Here is a 19,467-nt window from a genome sequence, read left to right on the forward strand (position 1 = left end):
GTGTTTGGGCCAGGAAGACGCTGCCGACCTGCGGGCGCCGCTCCGGGCCTCCGAGGGCAATGAACTGCTGAATGCCGCCATAGACGAGGCCATCGGCCGCAAGCCCAAGGGCCACGACTTCATCATCGACCGCCGCCACAACAAGCCTGCCGTCGCCCGCCACATGAGCGTTACAGGCGGCTGAAAAGTAACTGGGCTCATGGTAGCATCCGGGCTCTTCATTGTTGTGAGTCTCGCGACTTGTCTCCCAGACTTTTCTATGCGTTCTGTGCTGGCGCTGTTGTTGGCACCCTTGGAGGTCTGATCGGCCTTGGCGGGGCTGAATTCCGGCTGCCCATCCTCATCGGTTTCTTTGGTTTTGGCCCACTGATCGCCGTGATCCTCAACAAGGCAATGAGCTTGGTTGTGGTGGCTTCGTCGCTCCCGTTCCGGACAGGCATTATTCCTTTGTCAGCGATACTGGAACACTGGCCTGTGATTGTGAATCTTCTCGCCGGAAGTCTGTTAGGTGCCTGGTCCGGGGCTTCCTGGGCGCTGCGGCTGAAAACATCGACCTTCTATATCATCATTTCGGTCCTGCTCATCGCCATGGCTGCTGTGCTTCTTGTTGGGCATGGCGTCGGGTCGCTCGGGCATCCTGCTCTCCAAGGCATCCCGCTGCTGCTTGCAGGCGTGATTGCCGGTTTTGGGATCGGCGTCGTCTCCTCGCTCATGGGCGTTGCCGGCGGCGAGTTGCTCATCCCCACACTGGTGCTGCTCTATGGGATCGACGTGAAACTCGCCGGAAGCCTGTCACTGGTGGTGAGCCTTCCGACCATGATTACGGGCTTCTTGCGCTACAGTCGGGACGACAGCTTCAAGGTTCTCAAGTCGCAATGGAGCTTCTGCCTCAGCATGGCGTCAGGCTCTTTGCTTGGCGCCTTCCTCGGTGCGCAGCTTCTGCATGTTGTGGACGCCCGCTTTCTGCTTCCAAGCCTCTCTGTGATTCTTTTGATCTCCGCCTGGAAGGTTGCAAGACATGCTCGTGGAGGGTTCTCGTAATACTATAATTCTGGAAATATGGATTGACAACTGAAGCAGGCAGATTTATTTCCTGCCGCATGACACTCGATGATGCAGCAGCACAGCTTGAAGCCCTAGGAAATCCCACGCGGCTGAAGATCTACCGCACGTTGGTGAAAGTGGGCGAGGAGGGCATACCTGTTGGCCAACTGCAGAACAGGCTGGGCACAGCTGCCTCGACGCTGTCGCATCATCTGCAGAAGATGATCCAGGTCGGATTGGTGACGCAAGAACGGCAGGCGACCACGCTTATTTGCCGCGCAAACTACGCCACCATGAAGGGCCTCGTAGGCTATCTCACCGAGGAATGCTGCGTGGAGCAAACGAAATCGTGCCGCTCCAATGCAGCGTAATGGATTTTTTTGCGCGCATTAATTCGATAAAACGAGAAATACGAAAGGAAACGCGATGACTGAATCACTTCCTGTCGCTGTGATTGGTGGAGGACCTATTGGTCTTGCCGCTGCCTCTCACCTTGTCTTGCGTGGAGTTTCCGTAAAGCTGCTGGAGGCAGGGCAATCAGTTGGCCACAACCTCCGGGACTGGGGGCACGTCAAGCTGTTCTCTGTCTGGAGCCAATGCGTCGACGAAGGCGCACGCGAGCTGCTGGCGCGAGCTGGCTGGGAGGGCGTTCCCGAAGACCAGCTTCCCACAGGCCAAGACCTTGTGCGCGACTATCTGGAACCATTGGCGGCCACGCCGGAACTCTCCAGCACCATCGAGACCGATTCCAGAGTCGTGCAGGTCGTCCGGCAAGGTCTCGACAGGCTTTCATCGAAGCAGCGCGACGGCCGCCCATTCGAAATCACCATCGAGAATGGCAAGGGCGAGCGGCGGAGGATGCTGGCGCGTGCGGTGATCGATACATCCGGCACATGGCAGAACCCCAACCCATTTGGCGCCAACGGCTGGCCGGCTGAGGGCGAAAGAGAACTGGCGAGCGTCATCCGCTATGGCATTCCGGATATCGGCGGCGCCGATCGGGCGCAGTATGCTGGCAAGCGCGTGGCGGTGATCGGCGGCGGACATTCGGCAGCCAACGCTCTGCTGGATCTTGCGCTCTTGGCTGAACATGAACCGGGCACATCCATGACGTGGGTCATTCGCGGCAATTCGCTTGCAACTGTGTTTGGTGGCGGTGAAGCCGACCAGCTTCCCGCTCGTGGTGCGCTGGGCCGCCGCCTCAAAGCTCTGACGGACGCGGGCCGCCTCAACATCGTGATGTCCTTTGCGGCAAATGACGCGAGGCAGACATCGCATGGGATTGTTCTGTCAGGACTCATGAAAGGCGAACCGAGCACTGTCGGGCCCTTCGACCGCATCATCGTTGCCACAGGCCAGCGTCCTGACTTCTCTTTTGCGCGCGAGCTGCAGCTCGATCTGCATCCCGCTGTGGAAAGCACGCGCGCGTTGGGCCCGCTGATTGATCCCAACTTTCATTCCTGCGGCACTGTTCCGCCTCACGGCTGGCGTGAGCTTGCCCATGCCGAGCCCGGTTATTTCGTCGCCGGTGTCAAAAGCTATGGCCGTGCCCCGACTTTCCTGCTGCTGACCGGTTACGAGCAGGTGAGATCCATCGCTGCTCATCTTGGCGGCAATCATGTGGCCGCAGATGACGTGCGGCTCGTGCTGCCCGAGACCGGCGTGTGCAGCGCTACACTGGAACAGGTGGCGCCTGGCGGCGGCGTCTGTTGCGGCGGCTCGGCAGCGGAAGAAGCCGAGGCTTGCTGCGAGAAACCGCATATCAAGACGGCACCGGGATGCTGCTTTCCCCAACCAGCAAACGTTGTGAGGAGCAATACGATCGCGTGTTGCGGATGACAGCGATCCCGGCGGCCCAGCCAATACCTTGGCCGCGCATCATCGGGCTGTCCGTATCGCAGCTCGTCGCATGGGGTGTGCTCTACTACGCTTTTGCCGTCATCGTTGAACCGATGGGTGCCGAGACGGGGTGGACCAAGCCGCAGATACACGGTGCCCAGTCGCTGGGCCTCCTCGTTAGTGGTCTCTCGGCCTATACCGTGGGCCGTCACATCGATCGCGCTGGAGGGCGCGGCGTGATGCTCATGGGCGCCCTTCTGGGGGCCGTGGCGGTCGTGCTCTGGTCGCAGGTGACAAGCCTCTGGCAGCTCTATGTCGTCTCCGTCTTGATTGGCGTTGCATCGGCCATGGCGCTTTACGAAGCAGCCTTTGCCGTAGCCGCGCGGCTGGCGCCGGGAAATTATCGCCGCGCAATCACGGTCATCACGCTGTTGGGAGGCTTCGCCAGCACGGCCTTCATTCCGCTCACGCACTGGCTCGTCGGCCAATTGGGATGGAGGGATGCCTTGCTCGTTCTCGCATTGATCGAAGTTGCAGTGTGCGCAGCCATTCCTCTTGTCATGTTGGGCGAGAACGCAGACAGCCGCGTTCAAGTGAAGTCCGGCGTTCGGCCATCTGTGTTCCGACTGGTGCGGCGGCAACCCGTCTTCTGGCTGCTTCTCGTCAGCTATGTTTGCTTTGCCTTCTTCTATACGTCACTTCTGTTCAACCTTCTGCCACTCCTTGGCGCATACGGGATGAGTGCCGCAGCCGCCGTGGGTCTTTACGCGCTCATTGGGCCTTCACAAGTGACTGGCCGCCTTGGGATGTTCGCTATCGACAGGTTCATCCCCACAGGCGCTGCCGGTGTATTTGCGACAGCCTTGCCAGTGCTGGCCATGCTGGTGCTGGTCAGTGTTTCGCCAATGTCGACGTGGTTTCTCGCCTTCCCCATCCTGTTCGGTGCTGGGATGGGCATCAAGACCATCGTGCAGGCGACAGCTGCTCCGGAGTTCCTGCGCATTCAGGAATACGGCGCCCTTCAAGGACTCCTCGCCATGCCGGCACAGATCGTCCAGGCCGCATCTCCCTTCTTTGCAGCACTGCTGTGGCAGTGGAGCGGTGGCTATGAGGCATTGGAATTCGTGCTCCTGGCCACCGCCACAGTTTCGGCGCTGTCGTTCGGACTGGCGGCGTGGCTATCGCGACATCGCGGGTTTTGATGACGGAATGCCGTTGAGAGAACTGAATTCGGGAGCATCACGTGTCGGTTGCCCCGGCAGGTTCAATGGATTGATCTCAATCAAGGACTGAGAGAGCGGCGAGGAACAGTATGCGCCTAAACGGATATGCACATGGACAACCTCATTTCTCTTATGACGACGCTTTCGGAACCTACGCGGCTGCGTGCTCTCCAGTTGGTCTGGGATGGACAGGAGCACTGTGTTTGCGAATTCATGCGAACCTTGGGTGTTACCCAGTCCCGCATGTCGCGCCATATGGGTGTCTTGAAGTCAGCGGGCCTTGTGTCCGACCGGCGTGATGCCCAATGGGTTCGCTATCGGCGCAAGCCGGACTTGCCGGAACAAGTCGTTGCCATTGTCGATGCGGTCCTGGCTGCTTTGCCGGATCACGCTTCACAGGCGGAAAGACATGCAGCATGAGCAGTGACACGTCCTTCGAACTTCACCCCAAGCCAGCGTGGACCGACTCCACAGTATTCTGGATCGCCGGGACGGTGGCTTTTGTCGTCGTCTGGTATGCGATTTATGGTCAGCTCGTTCCATTCTCCGAGTGGTTCGTGTCGCTTCTGCCGCTGGTGCGTGGCAGCCACCTTGAGGAGGCGATCAAGTTCTTCGTCTATGATACGCCCAAGGTTCTGATGCTGCTGACGCTCGTGGTCTTTGCCATGGGTGTCGTCCGCAGTTTCTTTTCGCCAGAACGCACCCGTGCCCTTCTGGCGGGGCGCCGGGAGGGGTTCGGCAACATTGCAGCAGCAACGCTCGGTATCTTCACGCCATACTGTTCCTGTTCTGCCGTGCCATTGTTCGTCGGTTTCGTCTCGGCCGGCGTGCCGCTCGGCGTGACCTTCTCTTTCCTCATTGCGGCGCCTATGATCAATGAGGTGGCGCTCGGCCTGCTGTTCGCGCTGTTGGGCTGGAAGGTCGCTCTCACCTATCTGGGCTTTGGCCTCGGCGTCGCCATCATCTCGGGCTGGGTGATTGGCCGGCTGCATCTTGAGGGATGGCTGCAAGAGTGGGTGCGCAACGTGAGGTCTTCAGCCTCTGATTATCAACCAGATCAGATCACGATAGTGGATCGTATCAAGGCGGGCATCGAGGCAGTCCGGGAGATCGTGAGCAAAGTCTGGATGTGGATCATCGCAGGGATTGCGGCTGGCGCTTTCATTCATGGTTATGTCCCGGCTGACCTGCTGGCGACCATCATGGGACGCGATGCCTGGTGGTCAGTCCCGGCTGCGGTTCTCCTTGGTATCCCGATGTATTCGAATGCCGCAGGGATCATTCCGGTTGTCGAGGCTCTGCTTGGCAAGGGCGCCGCCCTGGGCACCGTTCTGGCCTTCATGATGTCCGTCATCGCGCTCTCGCTGCCCGAAATGATCATTCTGCGGAAGGTGCTGAGCGTGAAGCTTATCATTGTGTTCGTCAGCGTGGTTGCCTTTGGCATTCTCGCAATCGGTTTTCTGTTCAATGCCCTGTTCACATAAGGAAGGAACGATCAGATGAAGGACATCAAGGTGCTCGGATCCGGTTGTGCAAACTGCCGGAACACCATCGCACTGATAGACCGTGTGGCAAAGGCCAAGGGCGTCGCCATCTCACTGGAAAAGGTGGAGGATATTCAACAGATCACGACATACGGCATTGTCTCGACGCCTGGCGTCGTCATCGATGGCAAGGTCGTTCACGCAGGTGGCGTGCCTGCACAGTCGAAAGTCGAGCAGTGGTTCTTGTGAGGCATATCTTCCAGTCACATCATTCCCTTGAAGAAGGCTGACGTGATGGCCCACGACCATACGCACGCTGCTCCTGTCAACGGCGACATCGGAATTGCCTTCAAATGGGCCGTCATCCTCAATGTGGCTTATGTGCTTGTGGAAACGATCTCCGGCTTCGCAATCGGTTCGCTGGCGCTACTTGCGGATGCTGCTCATAATCTGACCGACGTTGCCGGCCTGCTGATTGCGTGGGGTGCGGCCGTCATGTCGAGGAGGCCCCCTTCGGAGTTGTTCACCTATGGTCTGGGCCGTTCTACCATCATGGCGGCCTTGGCAAATGCCGCGGCAATACTTGTTGGTGTTGGCGCCGTGGTTTGGGAGGCGGTGCAGCGGTTCTCCGAGCCCGTGACGATACAGGCGGCGCCGGTTCTAGTTGTCGCCCTGATCGGCATTGCCGTTAACGCCGGAACGGCACTGCTCTTCCGGAAGGAGCGCCAGCATGACCTAAATGCCGAGGGAGCATTCCTTCACATGGCAGCAGATGCCGCCGTATCTGCTGGCGTCGTGCTTGCTGCTTTTGGAATGCTGATAACGGGATGGGCGTGGCTTGATCCACTGGCCGCAATTCTCGTCAGCCTGGTGATTGGCTGGAGTTCATTCGGTTTGCTGAAGACCGCACTCGGCTTGTCACTCGACGGTGTGCCGCACTCGGTAGACCGGAAGGCAGTTGAGGCCTGGCTAGGACAAAGGAGAGGCGTCAGTTCCTTTCATGACGTTCATATCTGGTCGCTCAGCACCACGAAGATCGCCATGACCGCGCATCTCGTGATGCCGGGAGGTCATCCGGGTGACGGATTTCTGGAAGAAACGGCCGAGGAACTCGAACATCATTTCGGCATCGCCCATGTCACGTTGCAAGTGGAAACCGGTGACGGAAACATTTGCAGGCTGGCGCCGGCCAACACGGTTTGAACAACGCACGTTACCGAGGAGTTTTGACATGGAGGCTTCTCCGGTTCGGGAGCAAGACGTCAATCCAGCCGCCGACAGGTTGAACCAGAGTTGCCTTTGCCTCACCCTTGACCGCAAGGCGTTGTGTGCCGCGCTGGAGCAAGAGGCTGGTGATCCGGAGTTCTGCCGCACGCATGTTGCGCCCCGGAGCAACCTGTTTTCCAATGTTCCGGTGTTTCTGCCCACGAGCAGCATCGATGCGATGCAGGGCATCGTCACAGCAATACACGCTGTCAGCCAGTTGCCGGCCTATCAGGAACAGGTCTTGTCGTGGGCGCCCGAGATCGCAAGAATTGATCATGGTCCTGCGGGAGCCTTCATGGGATATGACTTCCACCTGGCAGACGATGGACCGAAACTCATCGAGGTGAATACGAATGCAGGCGGAGCCTTTCTCAACGCCTTGCTGGCGAAGGCGCAATTCGCTTGCTGTAGAGAGATGGAGCATCCGCCGAGCCTTCGATGGGGTGGCAGCTTCAACGCGGATGTGGACTCGATGCTCGAGGAGGAGTGGAAACTGCAGAATGCAAGCCGGCCCTTGAACCGGATTGCAATTGTCGATGATGAGCCAGAGACACAGTATCTCTATCCGGAATTCATCCTGGCGCGTGCGATGCTGGCGAATGCAGGATATGATGCGGCCATTGCTGCACCGGAACAGTTCAGCTTTGCTGATGACACACTCATGCTGGACGGCAAGCCCGTCGACCTCGTCTATAACAGGCTGGTGGATTTTGCGTTCGAGCAGCCGGAACATGAGGCGTTGCGGCTTGCCTATGAGTCAGGTGCTGCGGCTTTCACACCGAACCCGCGTAACCATGCGTTGCTGGCCGACAAGCGGAACCTGGTCCTGCTCTCCGATCCAGAAGCACTGGAGAGGCTGGGCGTGCCATCCAGCATACGGGAAGTGCTGAAAGGTATTCCCCGCACCAGGATGGTGAGTGCGGAAAATTCGGATGAGCTGTGGCGGCAGCGCAAACACCTGTTCTTCAAACCCGCACGCGGCCATGGCAGCAAGGCGGTCTATCGCGGCGACAAGGTGACGCGTGGAGTGTTCGAGGACATCGTGCAGGGCGAATATGTGGCGCAAGAGTTCGCTCCGCCCGGTCAAAGAATGATGCGGATCGACGGGGCCGAGGCTGCGCGAAAAATCGATGTGCGGCTCTATTCCTATGCCGGGCGCACCATGCTGGCAGCCGCACGGCTCTATCAGGGCCAGGCAACGAATTTCCGCACACCTGGCGGTGGCTTCGCCCCAGTGTTCGCCATTGATTGAACATCTGATGGCTCGATCACTTTGAGTTCAACACAGGAGAAGGCAACCATGATCAATACCCGCTACAAGAAGCTGACGGGATGCACGCAGGACACGTTTACAAGGTGATTGAGCTGTCAAGCGAGATCGACAGCCCGATGCGCTGGGTGCTTCATTGCGAAACTGTCAAGTACGAGACACTCATCGTCAGCGAAGCTGATCTGGCCGGTGCCAAGCTTTGGTAGCCGCTTGACTAAGAGTCCCTTTCCAGCGGCAGGAACAACGTTGTGAGGAAGCATGCCGCCAGCATGAGGGCGGAGCCTGTGAGGCAGGTTGTGATGCCACCCCACTGATAGAGAAGCCCGGACAGAAGTGTGCCGCCGAAGCGGCCAGCGGCGTTTGCCGCATAATAGAAGCCGACGTCCTCGGCCGCCTTCTCCGAGCCCGCATAGGCGAGGATGAGGTAGGAGTGAACGGAGGAATTGATGGCGAAGGCCGCGCCGAACAAGCCAAGGCCGGCAACGAGGATGATGTCAGGACTGATGCCGCTGTCGAGACCGAGGGCGGCGATGATCAAGGCCGGCACCAACGCCAGCACGGCCGACCACAGACGCGCTGCGGGCACTTCCCGCGACAGGCCATCGGGGCTGCGGCGGATCACGGCGGGTGCGGAGGCCTGCACCAGGCCATAGAAGATCGTCCACACGGCCATGAACCCGCCAACCATGGTGAAGGTCCAGCCATTGGCATAGAGGAACACCGGCACGCCGACGACGAACCACACGTCACGCGCGCCGAACAGCGCGATGCGGGCCGCCGCCAGAAGATTGACGCCCTTGCTCTTGCCGAACAGTTCCTTGGCCGAGGAACTGGCCTTGGCTTTCCCCATCATCGGCGGCAGCGACAGCACGACGCCCAGCAGGATGAGGCCAAGGGCAGCGGCCATGACCCACAGCGACAGGCCGAAGCCGAGGACCTGGAGCAGCACGCCGCCGAGGAAGAAGCCGAAGCCCTTCATGGCATTCTTGGAACCGGTGAACCACGCGACCCAGCGGAACAGACGGCCCTCCGCATCCTCGGCGCGGGCTTCCTTCTCGGCCACCTTGATCGCCGACTTGGACGCCGTCTTGGTCAGGTCCTTGGCCACGCCGCAGATCCCTTGTGCCGCCACCACCCAGGCCACCGAGAGGGCCGCGGCCCAGTCCGGAGAGAGTGCGGAGAGGATGAGGAAGCCGATGATCTGGGTCGAGAGCCCCACCGTCAGCATGCGGGTGATGCCGAAGCGCGTCGCCAGCCAGCCGCCGATGAAGTTGGCGGCGATTCCCGCTGCCTCATAGAGCAGGAAGAGGAAGGACAGCACGAAGGGCGAATAGCCCAGATGGAAAAAATGCAGCAGCACCAGCATGCGCAACGCGCCGTCGGTCAGGGTGAAGCCCCAGTAGGCGGCCGTCACGATGGCGTAGTTGCGGGTGCCCGGTGTCATCAGATGCCCACCTGCTGCATGTGGCAGGCGAGATCCACCATCCGGCATGAATAGCCCATCTCGTTGTCATACCAGGCATAGACCTTGAGCAGCGTTCCGTCGGTGACGAGCGTCGACAGGCCGTCGATGATCGAGGAGCGGGTGTCGCGGGCATAGTCAGCGGAGACGAGGGGGCGCGGCTCGAAGCCGAGAATGCCCGCAAGATCGCCAGATGCAGCTGCCATGAAGAGCGCGTTGACCTCTTCCTTCGTCGTCTCGCGCTTCAGTTCGAACACGCAGTCGGTGAGCGAGGCATTGAGCACGGGTGCCCGCACGGCATGACCATCGAGCTTGCCCTTGAGTTCGGGATAGATCAGCGCGATGGCCGTCGCGCTTCCCGTGGTCGTCGGCTGCAGCGACAACATGGCGGAGCGGGCACGGCGAAGATCCTTGTGCGGCGCATCGACCACCATGTTGGTGTTGGTCGGGTCATGGATCGTGGTGATCTGGCCATGGCGGATGCCCAGGTTCTCGTGAACGACCTTCACCACGGGGGCGAGGCAATTGGTGGTGCAGGACGCGGCGGTGACGATCGGGTGCTTCGCCGGGTCATAGAGATGATGATTGATCCCGACGACGACATTGAGAACATCGGGCTCCTTCACCGGGGCTGCCACGATCACCCGCTTCGCGCCGCGCTTCAGGTGGCCATCGAGCGTTGCATGGTTGAGGAACTTGCCGGTGCATTCAAGCACCACGTCAATACCGAGATCGCCCCAGGGGATTTCGGCAACGGTCGGATGGGCGGAGAAGCCGATCTTCCGGTCACCGATGCGGATGGTGTCTTCGCCAACCGCTGCAATCGGCGCGCGCCAGCGGCCTTGGACCGAGTCGAATTCGAGAAGATGGGCCGATGTTGCGGCACCTCCCTTGATCTCGTTCACATGCACGATCTCGAGGCGGTTGCCATTGCGCGGATCATCATGGCCGCGTTCAGCAGCGCCAAGGGCTGCCCTCAGTGCCAGCCGGCCGATACGGCCCATGCCATTGATTCCGACGCGCATCGTTAAGGCTCCTGTTCCGTTCAGACTTCAGTGTGACTGCAGAGTTGGCCGAGCCTTGAGGCCCCGTTCATACCAGTCCTTCGAGCCGTTCACGATCCTGACCAGCGACAGCATGACGGGCACCTCGATCAGGACGCCGACTACAGTTGCGAGGGCCGCGCCCGAGTTGAGCCCGAACAGGCTGATGGCGGCGGCAACGGCGAGTTCAAAGAAATTGCTCGCACCGATCAAGGCGGATGGAGAGCCGATGCAATGTGCCTCGCCTGCGTATCGGTTCCAGAGATAGCCGATCCCGAAGATGGCATAGGTCTGGATGGCGATGGGAACCGCCAGCAGCGCGATGACAAGGGGCTGCGCGATGATCTGCTCGCCCTGGAAGGCAAAGAGCAGGACAAGCGTCGCCAGCAGGGCCAAGAGGGACACAGGCGCAATGGCGTTCAGGAAGCCCTCGAGCCCGCCCGACGCCACGAGGCTGCGGCGGATGACCTGCGAGATGATCACCGGAACGACGATGTAGAGCGCGACCGAGAGCAGCAGCGTCTCCCACGGGATGGTGATGGCGGAGAGTCCCAGGAGCAGCGCCACGATGGGCGCAAAGGCCACCACCATCACCGCATCGTTCAGCGCCACCTGGCTCAGCGTGAAATGCGGCTCGCCCTTCGTGAGATTGCTCCACACGAAGACCATGGCCGTGCAGGGCGCCGCGCCGAGCAGGATCAGCCCAGCGATGTAGCTCTCGATCTGCACCTCTGGCAGAAGGGGCCGGAACAGCCAGCCGATGAAGAACCAGCCCAGCATCGCCATGGTGAACGGCTTGATCGCCCAGTTGACCGCCAGCGTGATGCCGATGCCGCGCCAATGCTTCGTCACCTGGCCCAGAGCGCTGAAGTCGATCTTCACCAGCATCGGTATGATCATCAGCCAGATCAGCACCGCGACGGGAATGTTCACCTTCGCCACTTCCATGGCGCTGATGGCGCCGAAGACGTCCGGCATCGCCTGGCCCAGCACGATCCCCGCAATGATGCAGAGGAAGACCCAGACGGTAAGGTAGCGTTCGAAGAGGGACATAGGGGAAATCCAGTCAGCTCTTGCCGATCTCGTCGAGCTTGTTCTTGAGGCTCAACCGGTCAAGGGAGGCGACAGGGAGGCTTGTGAAGGCGGCGATCCGGTTCTTGAGCATCCGGTAGGCTTCGGCATAGGCAAGGCGGCGTTCCGCTTCGGTTCCCTCGACAGTTACAGGATCAGGCACACTCCAGTGTGCGCTCATCGGCTGGCCTGGCCAGATGGGGCAGACTTCCCTCGCAGCATCATCGCAGACCGTGAAAACGAAATCGAGACTGGGAGAGCTGGTCGAAGCGAATTCGTTCCAATTCTTGGAACGTAAACCTTCCACGGGGTGATTGAGCCGCCGAAGCAAGTCTACGGCGTAAGGGTGCACCCTGCCGCTTGGTTGGCTCCCGGCGCTGAAGGCCCTGAATCGGCTACCTCCTTCGCGGTTGAGAATTGCTTCTCCGAAAATCGAACGCGCGGAATTGCCGGTGCAGAGGAAAAGCACGGTATAAGAAGGTTCAGTCACAGCAGGCTCCGGTTGTTGTGCAAGACTTCGAGATGTCTTTGAGGAGAGGCGCGCAGAGTTCAGGCTGCCCGTTGCAGCAGTCCTTGAGGAGGAACATCACGAGTTGCCGGACCGCATCGAGTTCGACCCGGTAGATCAGGCTGCGGCCGTGCCTTTCGACAGAGATCAATCCTGCGCGATTGAGGATCGCGAGATGGGTGGACATGGTATTGTGCGGCACATCCAGCCGCCGCGCAATTTCGCCCGCGGGAAGACCGCTTGGCTCCTGCTTTACCAGCATGCGGAAAGCGTCCAGGCGTGTGGGCTGTGCGAGAGCGGACAGCGCCTCAATGGCAGAATCGTTTTTCATATGTCGAGAATTATCGACGTCTTGTATGACAGTAAAGTGACGGTTCTGGATCATGTGGAATGAAGCGGTAATCCCCTCCAAAAGCGGGGGGATTACCTCAAGACTGGTCCGAGTTCGAATGGAAGGCGATCCATAACTGGCACGCCTGTTGTTAAGATGCTCCGCTACTGAGGATCATGTCCGATGCCTTTTCGCCAATCATGATCGTGGGAGCGTTGGTGTTGGCCCCGACCAGCCTCGGCATGATCGAGGCATCCACCACCCGGAGATTTTGCAGCCCATGGACCTTCAGGCTCTCATCGACGACTGCGTCGTCGTCCTGGCCCATCTTGCAGGTGCCAACCGGATGATAATGCGATGATACGAATTTCGACATGAAGGCATCGATGTCGCTGTCGGTCTTGCAAGTGTTGCCCGGATCCAGTTCCGCGCCGCGCAGGCCGTCGAAAGCAGACTGTGCATGCAGTTCCCGTGCGAGGCGGAAGGCGTAGCGGTTCAGCCTGCGGTCGCCTTCGGTCGACAGATAGTTGTGTGTGACCCGTGGAAGATCGCCCGGCTTGGCAGACTTCAAGCTCACATGCCCACGCGATTCCGGGCGTAAGCCGCACCAATGGATGTTGTAGCCGTGATAACTCGGAAAATAGCTCTCAGAGCCATTGGGGTTCATGGCATTGGGCACGAGATAATACTGGATGTCCGGACGTTCCAGGGCGGGGTCGCTCTTGAGGAATGCCATCGCATTCATCGGAAACACCGATAGGGGGCCACGTCCAGCCAGGAAATAGCTGGCGATAGCGCCAGCCAGTTTCAGGGGATGCTTCAAGTTATAGTAAGTTACGGGCTTGAGGCATTTGTGCTGGACATAGGAACCCACATGATCCTGCAGGTTCTTGCCGACGCCGGGCAGGGCGTGACGGCATTCTATGCCATGCGCCCGAAGCTCGGTTGGATCGCCAATGCCGGACAGCATCAGCAGATGTGGAGAATGATAGGCGCCCGCCGAAAGCAAGACCTCCCGGTCCGCCAGAACCGTTACCCTGCTGCCGCCGTGCTCGACCTCTACTCCCGTTGCACGCTTGCCATCAAAGAGCAGGCGGAGCGCGCGGGCTCCGGTCCAGACCGTCAGGTTCTTGCGCCTCATGGCTGGCCACAGATAGGCGCGGGCCGCCGAGCAGCGCATCGGGAAACGGTGCGTATGCGTATATTGCGTATAGACGAAGCCTTCCTGCTCCTTGCCGTTGTAGTCGGGGTTGTAAGGGTAGCCGGCCTGCTTTCCGGCCTCGATGAAGGCGTCGAACAACTCCATCTTGTAACGGCCGAAGGTGGTCTTGAGCGGGCCCTCTGACCCCCGCAGATCATCGCGCTGGCCTTTCCAGTTCTCGGCCTTCACGAAGTAGGGCTTGACGCTGTCCCAGTCCCAGCCCGCGTTGCCGAGCTGGCGCCACTCATCGTAGTCACGGTGGTGGCCCCGGCAATAGACCTGACCGTTGATCGAGGAACTGCCGCCGAGAACCCGGCCGCGCGGCAACGGCACCTGATAGCCGCCTAGTTGCTGCTCCGGTTCAGACCGGAACTGCCAGTCGACGCTGCTGCCCACCATGAAGATTTCGCCGGTGGGCATATGGATCATCGGATGCCAGTCGCGCGGGCCTGCTTCGAGCAGCAGGACCTTGTTCTCCGGCGCTTCGCTCAGCCGCGCGGCAAGGACACAGCCTGCGGAGCCGCCGCCGACGATCACATAGTCAAATTGAGAGTCCGCTCTGGAAGACATGGGTCCACCCGATTCCTGGAAAGATTGATGTTCAGGCTGCTGTCGAAAGGGCCTTGTGCACCTCGGCGTGCAGGCTGTGCTGTATGCGGCGTTTGAGTTCCACGAAAGCCGGTTCGGTTGACAGTTCGTAACTGCGTGGATGCGGGAAGTTGACGGGAATGGTGTCGATGATGCGGCCCGGCCGGGCCGACATCACATAGACCTTCTCGCCCAGATAGAGCGCTTCGTCGATGTCGTGCGTGACGAACAGAACGGTCTTGTGCTCCTTCTCCCAAATTCCGAGAAGAAGCTGCTGCATCACCACGCGGGTCTGGCTGTCCAGCGCGCCGAAGGGCTCATCCATGAGCAGGACTTCAGGATTGTTGGCCAATGAGCGGGCAATCGCCACGCGCTGCTTCATGCCACCCGAAAGCTGGTTCGCGTAGGCGTTCTCGAAGCTCGAAAGGCCGACTGCATTGACATAGTGCCGTGCACGCTCGGTGGTTTGCTTCTGCGGCATGCCTTGCAGCGAGAGGCCGAACTCGACATTTTTCAACACCGTCAGCCATGGAAACAGCGAATAGTTCTGGAACACCATGCCGCGTTCCCGGCCGGGGCAGCTGATCGGCTTGCCGTCAAGCCGGCACACCCCGCCGCTCGGATCCTTGAGGCCTGCGATGATGTCCAGCAGGCTGGACTTGCCGCAGCCCGAAGGGCCGACGATGACCGCGAACTGCTTGTCCGGAATGGTCATCGACAGATTGTTCAGTGCGATGACATCGGCGCCACTGCTGGTGGGAAAGCGGAGATCGATACCTTCAACGGTGACAGTGCCCATGGTGGTCTACCTCTGCCGTGCCCAGGGGAGGGCCACGAGTTTGATCCACTTGAAGATCTGGTCCGTGACGAGCCCGAGGAAGCCGATGACGAGAATGGCGACGAAAATGAGATCGGCATGGAGGCCGCGCATGGCCTGCATGCTCATGTAACCGAGGCCTGAACTCGACGCGACGAGTTCGGCAACGACAAGATAGGTCCAGGCCCAGCCCATGGTGACGCGCAACGTGTCGATGACGCCGGGGAGCGTGGCCGGAAGCAGGACGCGGAACACGATCTGGCGCTTCTTTGCTCCCAGCGTATACGCGGCGTTGAACAGTTCCTTCGGGACCTGCGCCGAGACATCGGAGAACATGACAATCTGCTGGAAGAAGGTGCCGAGGAAGATGACGGCGATCTTCTCCTCGATGCCGATGCCGATCCACAGGATGAGCAACGGGAGCATCGACGTGACGGGCAGATAGCGCATGAAGTTCACGACGGGCTCAAGCGCTGCCTGCACGATGCGGAAGCTTCCCATCATGATGCCCAGAGGGATGGCAATGATGGATGACAGGACGAACCCGACGTTGATGACGACCAGGCTCGACCACGCGTTCTTCAGGAGCGACCCGTCCATCAGCGTCTTCCAGAAGGCGGCAACGACCTGATGGGGTGGCGGGCAGAATGTCGTATCGACAAGCCCGCCATAGGTGGCGATGCACCAGCCGAGAACGATGGCCCCGGCAACGGCAATCCCAGCGCCGTTGCCAAGGGCCGCGGAGATTTCCCTCCGCGGTGTCAGGATGCGGTCCAGTGAGCTGGTCATCGCCACAGCCGGTGTCATTTGACGAGGAAGCTGTTGTCGACGATGTCTTCGGGCTTCACGTCCACCTGGATGCGGTCGAAGCCCTTCCAGATGTCGATGGCGGTCCCGAGTGTCTTGTAGATCGGGCCGGGCGCTTCCGGAGTCCCAAAGAAGGCGATGTTCTTGTCCTTGTCGAGATACTCGATGCCCGCAAGCGTCTCGGCGAAGACTGCCGGATCGCTGAGCCAGCCGCCCACGCCCTGGGCCATGATGGCGTTGGCCTCGTCCGGATTGGTCTTGATGAAGTCGAGTGCCTTGTTCCAGCCGCGCACGAAGCCCGCGAGGTCATCCTTCTTCGCCGCGATCGTGTCAGTGGTGACGGCAACGACATCGGTGATCAGGCCCGGCTTGTCGCCACTGGTCAGCAGAATGTGGCCGTGCTCGGCCTTGGCGCCCTGGCTCAGCGCCGGCTCCCAGGTGACGGCGGCGTCCACCTGCTTTGCTGCAAACGCCACGCCCGCATCGGTTGCCGCCATGTTGACGGGCTCGATGTCGGCTTGCGACATGCCGGCATCCTTGAGGAGGGCGTTGAGGAAGAACTGCGATACCGAGCCTTGCTCGAAGGCCACTTTCTTGCCTTTCAGCCCCTCGACGCTGGTGATGTCCTTGTTTGCGACGATGCCGTCGCCGCCCTTTGAATTGTCGACGGCCAGAATGTAGTGCAGCCCGATGCCGGGCTTCATGTAGATGGGGAATTCATCGACGGTGGAGGCCACAAGGTCAAGCTGGCCCGCCATGAGGGCTCCCATCTTGATCGGCGTGTCTTCCATGATGACAAGTTCGACGTCCACGCCTTCTTCCTTGAAGAAGCCCTTGTCACGGGCGATGTAGAAGGGTCCGTAGCCCACCCAGGTCGAATGTCCGAGCTTCAGTTCACCGGCATCAGCCGTGGTGGCCAGCGCCAGGAGTGATGTCGCGGCAGCCAGTCCAAACAGTTTCTTCAACATGGGGTTTCCTCCGTTACGGCTTTTGTTTGCGTTGATGCATGATGCGGCCGATGAAATTGAGCAGGACCTGCGCGGCAAGAATTGCCGTCGTGCCGGTGTGGTCGTAGTCGGGCGCGACCTCGACGAGGTCCATGCCCACGACGTCGCCACGCTTGGTCAGGCCTGCGAGCAGTTCCAGAATCTCATAATAGAGGAAGCCGCCGTGGCTCGGCGTGCCGGTACCGGGTGCGATCGACGGATCGAAGCCGTCGATATCGATGGTGACGTAGTAGCGCTTGCCTGCGGGGATGCGCTCGAGGACGTTCTCGACGCCGAGCTTCCGGAACTGGCGCACCGAGAGGATGTCCGACCCCATCTGGCGGGCCGCCTCGTAACCCTCGCGGGCGGTCGACGACACATTGCGTATGCCGACCTGCGTCAGTCCGGTGACATGGTCCTTCTCTGCCGCGCGCCGCATGGGGTTGCCATGGCCGAAGCGGACGCCGTGGCGAACGTCGACGAAATCCAGATGCGCGTCGATCTGCACCATATGGATCGGGTTCTGGTCGCTGAAAGCGGCGACACAGGGGATGTTCACCGAGTGGTCACCGCCCAGCACCACGGGGAGGGCACCTGCCGCGAGAATCTTCCGCACTGCATGTTCGATGTTGGCGTGGCTGCTGACCGTATCGGTGTGCACGATGTCGGCGTCACCGATGTCCACCATCGAGATGTCAGCGAGATAAGTGACATCGTCTTCGTGGTCGTAGGCGCCGGCATGGCCGAAGGAGAACAGCGTGGAGGCCTCGCGGATGGCCCGGGGCCCAAAGCGAGCGCCCGCCCGCCATTGCGTGCCGAAATCGAAGGGAGCGCCGACGACAGCCACATCCGCTTTGATGCTGTCCCAGTCCAGGCAGAGCGGCGATTTGCCGAACGTGGAGATCCCCACGAACGGCAGATTGAGGCGGCCAGACTCGTAACCGTGAGCGGACATGCGCGCGTCTCCTTGTGAGGGCAGGTTAGAGGCGGCAAATACCTATGAAAAATAACTATGTTTCATGCGACACTATGATATTTATCATTGTATGACGCGCAAGCCCGCCAACATCACATTCTCCCCGACCGACCTCCGGCTGCTGCGGATATTCCAGGCGGTGGTGCGCCACGAGGGGTTCGCCGCCGCTCAGGACGAGTTGGGGCTGACGCCCGGAACGATCAGCAATCACATCACGCATCTCGAGACACGTTTCGGCGTCAGGCTGTGCGAGCGCGGACGGCGTGGTTTTTCGCTGACCGCAGACGGAGTCAGAATTCATGAAGCCGGAGAGAGCCTGCTGCGGTCTGTCGAGAATTTCGCCAGCATCGTTGGGTCCGTAAGGGGGGAATTGGCAGGCACGGTTCATCTTGGGACTGTGGACGCAATGCATACGAATGACGAGGCGCCCCTGGATCGCGCAATTGCGAAGTTCAGCGGACTGGCGCCCAAGGTCATGCTGCATGTGGAGATCGCATCCCCCCAGGACTTGCTTCAGCGGCTGCTGGATGGACGCTACTCAGTGATACTCACTCCAACAGCGGATCCGCACCCTTCAGTTGTTTCGATACCGCTCTACGATGAGGAGCAACGGCTCTATTGTGGAAAGAACCATCCCCTCTATGACATTGCTGGAGAGTTGAGCCTGGCCGCTGTGCGCAAGCAGCCCTACGTCGGCCGCACCTACATGCAAGGATTGAACAATGACCGCGACAGCGGTTTTGACCATCGCGCCATGACCTCTCACATGGAGGCGATCGCAATTCTAATCAAGTCGGGCCGCTACCTCGGCTATCTGCCTGTTCACTTCGCTCAGCCGTTTGTCGAGAGGCTCGAAATGACAAGCCTGTTGGACCACGAACTCTCCTATAACGACACGTTCAGTTTGGTGCTCCGCAAGGACGAAAGGAATCGAGCTACTATGCTTCTTTCTCGCTGTCTGCAGGAGGAGTTGGGAAAGAATGCAAGTGCACTCTGATTCTGACGTTGACTGAGCGAAGCGAATTGCTTCCTTGAATTTCGAAAGCTGGCAGTGTTTCTCATCCGAAGTTCAGGTGCAGAAAGCCTCATGAACTGTCATTATGAAAGCTCGAATGATCGGTGGTAGTCATCATTTCGCCCTTGTGATGAGCCGCCATAGTCTTCAGGCGGAACATGAATCCATGTTCTTCGAGATGGAGTGGCTGGATCATGATAGCTCTGTTTCATGGTCATGCCGCCGCTTCTGGATTGTTTCTCACTTCGCTCAGATGGCTCCCTGTAACATCCCCGGTTCGATGTCAATCTCTTCTCTGGGTCCGATCGCGGACCGCAAATGCCGCGTGATTGCGGTCTCTTAACGTCGTCTTGTCAATAACGGGAAACTGCATCAAAGTGCTTTTGGCACAGGCTCGCGGGGATGTCCCGCTCAATGTAGAAAATTGGAGTGAGGTTGGCGTTGCTCTCCTCGAGCCGTAGGCTCGGGGTGTTCAATCCTGAATGGAGAGCAACACCATGAAGAAAGCTACCACGTCTATCGAGGCGCTTGCCAGT

General features: G+C 59.8%; 21 protein-coding genes and 1 pseudogene. 11 read left to right on the top strand and 11 right to left on the bottom strand.

Annotated features, from left to right (window positions below):
• From ACEW8Q_RS08435 to ACEW8Q_RS08480, 10 genes and pseudogenes are all read left to right on the top strand, one after another.
• Positions 1-184: pseudogene (locus ACEW8Q_RS08435) on the top strand (GTP 3',8-cyclase MoaA); the annotation flags it as partial.
• Between the two features lie 56 nt (positions 185-240).
• On the top strand, positions 241-1,041 hold the full coding sequence (locus ACEW8Q_RS08440) for a sulfite exporter TauE/SafE family protein (protein ID WP_373503609.1): 801 nt from the start codon (positions 241-243) through the stop codon (positions 1,039-1,041).
• A gap of 59 nt (positions 1,042-1,100) precedes the next feature.
• Positions 1,101-1,415, top strand: a complete 315-nt coding sequence (locus tag ACEW8Q_RS08445; protein ID WP_373503627.1) for an ArsR/SmtB family transcription factor — start codon at positions 1,101-1,103, stop codon at positions 1,413-1,415.
• 55 nt (positions 1,416-1,470) lie between these two features.
• A complete protein-coding gene (locus tag ACEW8Q_RS08450; protein WP_373503610.1) occupies positions 1,471-2,883 on the top strand; it encodes an NAD(P)-binding domain-containing protein in 1,413 nt (470 codons plus the stop codon).
• Positions 2,880-4,085, top strand: a complete 1,206-nt coding sequence (locus tag ACEW8Q_RS08455; RefSeq protein WP_373503628.1) for an MFS transporter — start codon at positions 2,880-2,882, stop codon at positions 4,083-4,085. Before ACEW8Q_RS08450 ends, ACEW8Q_RS08455 begins: the two co-directional genes overlap by 4 nt.
• Positions 4,086-4,217: 132 nt before the next feature.
• Positions 4,218-4,526, top strand: coding sequence for an ArsR/SmtB family transcription factor (locus ACEW8Q_RS08460; RefSeq protein ID WP_373503611.1), 309 nt, complete (start codon positions 4,218-4,220; stop codon positions 4,524-4,526).
• Entirely contained in the window at positions 4,523-5,590 is a 1,068-nt protein-coding gene (locus ACEW8Q_RS08465; protein WP_373503612.1) for a permease, read from the top strand. Before ACEW8Q_RS08460 ends, ACEW8Q_RS08465 begins: the two co-directional genes overlap by 4 nt.
• Before the next feature lie 15 nt (positions 5,591-5,605).
• The gene (locus ACEW8Q_RS08470) at positions 5,606-5,839 is read left to right on the top strand and encodes a thioredoxin family protein (protein ID WP_373503613.1); all 234 of its coding nucleotides are present in this window, start codon (positions 5,606-5,608) and stop codon (positions 5,837-5,839) included.
• Between the two features lie 45 nt (positions 5,840-5,884).
• Complete coding sequence (locus ACEW8Q_RS08475) at positions 5,885-6,793, top strand: cation diffusion facilitator family transporter (RefSeq protein WP_373503614.1); 909 nt, start codon at positions 5,885-5,887, stop codon at positions 6,791-6,793.
• Positions 6,794-6,821: 28 nt separating this feature from the next.
• Positions 6,822-8,108 carry a hypothetical protein gene (locus tag ACEW8Q_RS08480; protein WP_373503615.1) on the top strand — a complete coding sequence of 429 codons (1,287 nt, stop codon included), beginning with the start codon at positions 6,822-6,824 and terminating at the stop codon, positions 8,106-8,108.
• 232 nt (positions 8,109-8,340) lie between these two features.
• On the opposite strand, the gene arsJ is transcribed toward ACEW8Q_RS08480, so the two are convergent.
• From arsJ to speB, 10 genes are all read right to left on the bottom strand, one after another.
• The gene (arsJ, locus tag ACEW8Q_RS08485; RefSeq protein ID WP_373503616.1) at positions 8,341-9,570 is read right to left on the bottom strand and encodes an organoarsenical effux MFS transporter ArsJ; all 1,230 of its coding nucleotides are present in this window, start codon (positions 9,568-9,570) and stop codon (positions 8,341-8,343) included.
• Positions 9,570-10,613, bottom strand: a complete 1,044-nt coding sequence (locus tag ACEW8Q_RS08490; RefSeq protein ID WP_373503617.1) for an ArsJ-associated glyceraldehyde-3-phosphate dehydrogenase — start codon at positions 10,611-10,613, stop codon at positions 9,570-9,572. The genes arsJ and ACEW8Q_RS08490 overlap by 1 nt, the downstream gene beginning before the upstream one ends.
• Positions 10,614-10,640: 27 nt before the next feature.
• Positions 10,641-11,684, bottom strand: coding sequence for an ACR3 family arsenite efflux transporter (arsB, locus tag ACEW8Q_RS08495; RefSeq protein ID WP_373503618.1), 1,044 nt, complete (start codon positions 11,682-11,684; stop codon positions 10,641-10,643).
• Between the two features lie 13 nt (positions 11,685-11,697).
• Positions 11,698-12,192: an arsenate reductase ArsC gene (locus ACEW8Q_RS08500; protein ID WP_373503619.1), complete on the bottom strand. Its 495-nt coding sequence runs from the start codon at positions 12,190-12,192 to the stop codon at positions 11,698-11,700.
• On the bottom strand, positions 12,185-12,541 hold the full coding sequence (locus ACEW8Q_RS08505) for an ArsR/SmtB family transcription factor (RefSeq protein ID WP_373503629.1): 357 nt from the start codon (positions 12,539-12,541) through the stop codon (positions 12,185-12,187). Before ACEW8Q_RS08505 ends, ACEW8Q_RS08500 begins: the two co-directional genes overlap by 8 nt.
• A 151-nt stretch (positions 12,542-12,692) precedes the next feature.
• Entirely contained in the window at positions 12,693-14,312 is a 1,620-nt protein-coding gene (locus ACEW8Q_RS08510; protein ID WP_373503620.1) for a GMC family oxidoreductase, read from the bottom strand.
• Between the two features lie 31 nt (positions 14,313-14,343).
• On the bottom strand, positions 14,344-15,129 hold the full coding sequence (locus ACEW8Q_RS08515; protein WP_373503621.1) for an ABC transporter ATP-binding protein: 786 nt from the start codon (positions 15,127-15,129) through the stop codon (positions 14,344-14,346).
• A gap of 6 nt (positions 15,130-15,135) precedes the next feature.
• A complete protein-coding gene (locus ACEW8Q_RS08520; RefSeq protein WP_373503622.1) occupies positions 15,136-15,936 on the bottom strand; it encodes an ABC transporter permease in 801 nt (266 codons plus the stop codon).
• Positions 15,937-15,950: 14 nt separating this feature from the next.
• The gene (locus ACEW8Q_RS08525; protein ID WP_373503623.1) at positions 15,951-16,922 is read right to left on the bottom strand and encodes an ABC transporter substrate-binding protein; all 972 of its coding nucleotides are present in this window, start codon (positions 16,920-16,922) and stop codon (positions 15,951-15,953) included.
• A 13-nt stretch (positions 16,923-16,935) separates the two neighbouring features.
• Positions 16,936-17,895 carry an agmatinase gene (gene speB / locus ACEW8Q_RS08530; protein ID WP_373503624.1) on the bottom strand — a complete coding sequence of 320 codons (960 nt, stop codon included), beginning with the start codon at positions 17,893-17,895 and terminating at the stop codon, positions 16,936-16,938.
• A gap of 91 nt (positions 17,896-17,986) precedes the next feature.
• Here speB and ACEW8Q_RS08535 point away from each other — a divergent pair, with 91 nt between their 5' ends.
• Positions 17,987-18,913, top strand: a complete 927-nt coding sequence (locus ACEW8Q_RS08535) for a LysR family transcriptional regulator (RefSeq protein ID WP_373503625.1) — start codon at positions 17,987-17,989, stop codon at positions 18,911-18,913.
• 371 nt (positions 18,914-19,284) lie between these two features.
• Here ACEW8Q_RS08535 and ACEW8Q_RS08540 read toward each other — a convergent pair.
• Positions 19,285-19,467 (bottom strand): hypothetical protein (locus ACEW8Q_RS08540; protein ID WP_373503626.1); only part of this gene is annotated, 183 nt, incomplete at its 5' end.

This window comes from Aestuariivirga sp., assembly GCF_041738905.1.
Taxonomy (GTDB): domain Bacteria; phylum Pseudomonadota; class Alphaproteobacteria; order Rhizobiales; family Aestuariivirgaceae; genus Aestuariivirga.

Bases quoted from the DNA above. Each gene is read 5' to 3' on its own strand.
- ACEW8Q_RS08445 (WP_373503627.1), top strand. From the start codon at position 1,101: ATGACACTCGATGATGCAGCAGCACAGCTTGAAGCCCTAGGAAATCCC.
- ACEW8Q_RS08450 (WP_373503610.1), top strand. From the start codon at position 1,471: ATGACTGAATCACTTCCTGTCGCTGTGATTGGTGGAGGACCTATTGGT.
- ACEW8Q_RS08455 (WP_373503628.1), top strand. From the start codon at position 2,880: ATGACAGCGATCCCGGCGGCCCAGCCAATACCTTGGCCGCGCATCATC.
- ACEW8Q_RS08460 (WP_373503611.1), top strand. From the start codon at position 4,218: ATGGACAACCTCATTTCTCTTATGACGACGCTTTCGGAACCTACGCGG.
- ACEW8Q_RS08465 (WP_373503612.1), top strand. From the start codon at position 4,523: ATGAGCAGTGACACGTCCTTCGAACTTCACCCCAAGCCAGCGTGGACC.
- ACEW8Q_RS08470 (WP_373503613.1), top strand. From the start codon at position 5,606: ATGAAGGACATCAAGGTGCTCGGATCCGGTTGTGCAAACTGCCGGAAC.
- ACEW8Q_RS08475 (WP_373503614.1), top strand. From the start codon at position 5,885: ATGGCCCACGACCATACGCACGCTGCTCCTGTCAACGGCGACATCGGA.
- ACEW8Q_RS08480 (WP_373503615.1), top strand. From the start codon at position 6,822: ATGGAGGCTTCTCCGGTTCGGGAGCAAGACGTCAATCCAGCCGCCGAC.
- arsJ (WP_373503616.1), bottom strand. From the start codon at position 9,570: ATGACACCGGGCACCCGCAACTACGCCATCGTGACGGCCGCCTACTGG.
- ACEW8Q_RS08490 (WP_373503617.1), bottom strand. From the start codon at position 10,613: ATGCGCGTCGGAATCAATGGCATGGGCCGTATCGGCCGGCTGGCACTG.
- arsB (WP_373503618.1), bottom strand. From the start codon at position 11,684: ATGTCCCTCTTCGAACGCTACCTTACCGTCTGGGTCTTCCTCTGCATC.
- ACEW8Q_RS08505 (WP_373503629.1), bottom strand. From the start codon at position 12,541: ATGAAAAACGATTCTGCCATTGAGGCGCTGTCCGCTCTCGCACAGCCC.
- ACEW8Q_RS08510 (WP_373503620.1), bottom strand. From the start codon at position 14,312: ATGTCTTCCAGAGCGGACTCTCAATTTGACTATGTGATCGTCGGCGGC.
- ACEW8Q_RS08515 (WP_373503621.1), bottom strand. From the start codon at position 15,129: ATGGGCACTGTCACCGTTGAAGGTATCGATCTCCGCTTTCCCACCAGC.
- ACEW8Q_RS08520 (WP_373503622.1), bottom strand. From the start codon at position 15,936: ATGACCAGCTCACTGGACCGCATCCTGACACCGCGGAGGGAAATCTCC.
- ACEW8Q_RS08525 (WP_373503623.1), bottom strand. From the start codon at position 16,922: ATGTTGAAGAAACTGTTTGGACTGGCTGCCGCGACATCACTCCTGGCG.
- speB (WP_373503624.1), bottom strand. From the start codon at position 17,895: ATGTCCGCTCACGGTTACGAGTCTGGCCGCCTCAATCTGCCGTTCGTG.
- ACEW8Q_RS08535 (WP_373503625.1), top strand. From the start codon at position 17,987: ATGACGCGCAAGCCCGCCAACATCACATTCTCCCCGACCGACCTCCGG.